A 3,310-nucleotide genomic window follows, 5' to 3' on the forward strand; every position below is an offset into this window, starting at 1 on the left:
CCATTAAAACAAGGATTGAAACTAATATCACCTCTTTTCAATAAAATATTGATACTCAGTAGAAGTGCATAATCCATTAAAACAAGGATTGAACCCAATTAGATAGTAAAGGGAGCATAGAGGGTGAGGTAGTGTAGAAGTGCATAATCCATTAAAACAAGGATTGAAACAAGAACTCTCTACACCCACATAGACATTCATTTTTATAGTAGAAGTGCATAATCCATTAAAACAAGGATTGAAACTATGATCTTCGCTTGTAATTCCTATAGGGTTTTTGAATTGTAGAAGTGCATAATCCATTAAAACAAGGATTGAAACTTAATTTGTAAATAAGCCTTTGGCTCTTCATATATGCCCTGTAGAAGTGCATAATCCATTAAAACAAGGATTGAAACAAGAAGTTAGAAGGAAGTTAGGTTATGATCCAAACACGTAGAAGTGCATAATCCATTAAAACAAGGATTGAAACAGAGGTAAAAACGAGTGTAACAAAATATAGGAAACATGGTAGAAGTGCATAATCCATTAAAACAAGGATTGAAACATTAATTTATCATTAAAACTACGCATATCACGTATCGTAGAAGTGCATAATCCATTAAAACAAGGATTGAAACGTTATGTTTTAGTACAAAGTGGTGACCCAGATTCCCTGGTAGAAGTGCATAATCCATTAAAACAAGGATTGAAACTGATAACAACGACCAACAGATAGTTCCTATAGAAGTTACTGTAGAAGTGCATAATCCATTAAAACAAGGATTGAAACAAGCTCTTTTTTCTATTTGACGAACTCTTTCTCTTGTACAAGTACATAATCCACTAAAAAACAAAATATTGAAATTACAACAAAATACTTATTGAGCCATAGGCTCATTTTTTTTACCATTGATTCATATAAAGACTAAAAAGACATATAAATGGCAAGAATTAAAAAGTATTGACTAGTGTTTATAAAAAAACACAATAGAGAAGGTGGAAAATATGAAGCTAGTAATAAATACTAGGGGAAGTCGTATATCTAAGGCAGGAGAGTGCTTTAAAATAAAGAATGAATTAAGGACAGAAGAAATAGCAGCTAAGAAGGTTGAACAAATACTAATAACTACAGGGGCTGCAATCACAACAGATGCATTGGAGCTAGCCGTATCAAATAATGTGGATATAGTATTTTTACAAAGGACTGGAAAACCCTTTGGAAGAGTATGGCACTCAAAGATGGGAAGTATTAGCACCATAAGACGTAAGCAACTACTAATGCAAGAGAGTAGCTATGGCATAAAACTTGTGAAAGAATGGATTATGACAAAGATGGAGAATCAAATTGACCATCTAAGGAAATTAATCAAGAATAGACAAGATGAAGAGAGAAAAACCATCATAAACGAGGCCATAGAAAAAATAAATAATCAAATAAAAAATATAGGAAAGATAAAAGATACGGAAAAAATAAATGAAATAAGAAATACTATTCAAGGATATGAGGGTAGTGCTAGTAGGGCATATTTTTCAGCTTTATCCAGACTAATACCTAAAAAATATGAATTTAGTGGCAGAAGCAAAAATCCAGCTAAAGATTACTTTAATTGTATGCTCAACTATGGATATGGAATAATGTACTCTAATGTGGAGAGGGCTTGTATAATAGCAGGATTAGACCCTTATATAGGTATAATGCATACGGATAATTATAATAGAACTGCATTAGTTTTTGATCTGATAGAATTATATAGGGTTTATATAGAAAAGATAATATTTAAATTATTCTCGGGCAAAAAAATAAAGAAAGAATTCTTTGATGAAGTAGAAGGTGGATATTATCTAAATAAAGGTGGAAAAGAATTATTAATAGGTGCCTATAATGAGGAAATGGAGAAAAAAATAAAGTACAAGGGAAGAAATATAGAACTTCAAAACATAATTCAATTCGATGCCCACAATATAGCAAATAGAATATTAAAGGAGATGCAGTTATGTTAGTATGGGTAATTTATGACATAGTGAGTGATAAAACTAGAAGAAATGTAATTAAGGTATGTAAAAATACAGGATTATATAGGGTACAAAAGAGTGTATTTTTAGGTAATGTGGAAGATAATGAATTAGATGAATTAAAGATTAGATTAGAAGACATGGTATCATTAGAAGAAGATTCTGTTTATGTATTTCCCATGAGTAAAAAGAACTTTAATCGAGCTGGACTTATAGGACAAGCCTTTGACAAGGAGTTGGTATCGAATGAAATCATCTCAAAGTTTTTTTAATGAAAATACTTACTATATAACTCCTTCTGATATGATAGAGTTTAATTATTGCAAAAGGTTTATATACTATATGAAGATCTTGGGAATTAGCCAATATGAGGAAAAAAGGTATAAGGTTATAAAGGGCAGAGAAATACATGACAAAAAAGAGAAGGAAAATAGGGAGTATCTAAGAAAAAAATTAGGGGTAATAGATAAGGAAATAGATGTATTATTAGTGTCAGATAAATATAAAATAAGGGGAAAGGTAGATGAAATATTAACTCTAGCTGATAAAACTATGGCACCACTAGATTATAAGTTTGCCAAATATGAAGATAAAATTTATAATACATACAAAACTCAAATGATCATGTATAGTCTTATGATAAAAGAAATATATGATGTGGATGTGAAGAAGGGATTTTTAGTATATTGTAGAGGTGGAAATACTATAAAGGAGGTAGATATAAGTGAAAGGGACATACTAAAATTAGAGAAGGATTTAAAGGAATACATAAAAATCCTAGATGGATATTATCCAAAGGCAACAAATACTAAAAGAAGATGTGTTGATTGTACATATAGAAATATATGTATTAAATAATATGAAGGAGTAGTTTTTATTATTCTATCAGGAATAGGATAGTATTTGTAATAAAAATGAATAATCAATTAAAAAACATTGAAATAGGTTTTATTTTTTGTCTAAAAATCCTAATATCTCCTATCTATATAAATGAAAGGAGATGATAAATATGGAAGAAATATATACTCAAATAGCCAATCTAGGATTCCCCATAGTAGTATCCATGTATTTATTGATACGCATAGAAGGGAAATTAGAAAGACTTACAAGTAGTATAATAGATCTTTCTAATAATATAAGTAAACTTGAAAAACTCTAGCTGTATACAGTTAGAGTTTTATTGTATAAGTGAAAACCACCTGCTGTGCGGGTGGTTCAAAAAAGCTTCCAGCGGTGAGCAGAAAATAAAAGACTCCTTTGTTAGAATAGTATTTAGGTTTGCCGACCAAATACAAAACAAAGGAGAATGCCCAAA

At 30.2% G+C, this 3,310-nt stretch carries 4 protein-coding genes and 1 CRISPR repeat array; all 4 genes read left to right on the top strand.

From position 1 onward, the window contains the following. Positions 1–58 precede the first annotated feature (58 nt). A CRISPR array of direct repeats spans positions 59–772; the repeat unit is 37 nt; unit sequence GTAGAAGTGCATAATCCATTAAAACAAGGATTGAAAC. Positions 773–987: 215 nt separating this feature from the next. Further along, positions 988–1,983 carry a CRISPR-associated endonuclease Cas1 gene (cas1, locus tag N4A57_RS15800; protein ID WP_293659009.1) on the top strand — a complete coding sequence of 332 codons (996 nt, stop codon included), beginning with the start codon at positions 988–990 and terminating at the stop codon, positions 1,981–1,983. Further along, positions 1,977–2,267, top strand: coding sequence for a CRISPR-associated endonuclease Cas2 (cas2, locus tag N4A57_RS15805; RefSeq protein WP_293659010.1), 291 nt, complete (start codon positions 1,977–1,979; stop codon positions 2,265–2,267). The genes cas1 and cas2 overlap by 7 nt, the downstream gene beginning before the upstream one ends. Further along, on the top strand, positions 2,242–2,853 hold the full coding sequence (gene cas4 / locus N4A57_RS15810) for a CRISPR-associated protein Cas4 (RefSeq protein ID WP_293659011.1): 612 nt from the start codon (positions 2,242–2,244) through the stop codon (positions 2,851–2,853). The genes cas2 and cas4 overlap by 26 nt, the downstream gene beginning before the upstream one ends. A gap of 151 nt (positions 2,854–3,004) precedes the next feature. After that, on the top strand, positions 3,005–3,154 hold the full coding sequence (locus N4A57_RS15815; RefSeq protein ID WP_293659012.1) for a YvrJ family protein: 150 nt from the start codon (positions 3,005–3,007) through the stop codon (positions 3,152–3,154). Positions 3,155–3,310 lie beyond the last annotated feature (156 nt).

Source organism: Anaeromicrobium sp. (genome assembly GCF_025210435.1).
GTDB lineage: Bacteria > Bacillota > Clostridia > Peptostreptococcales > Thermotaleaceae > Anaeromicrobium.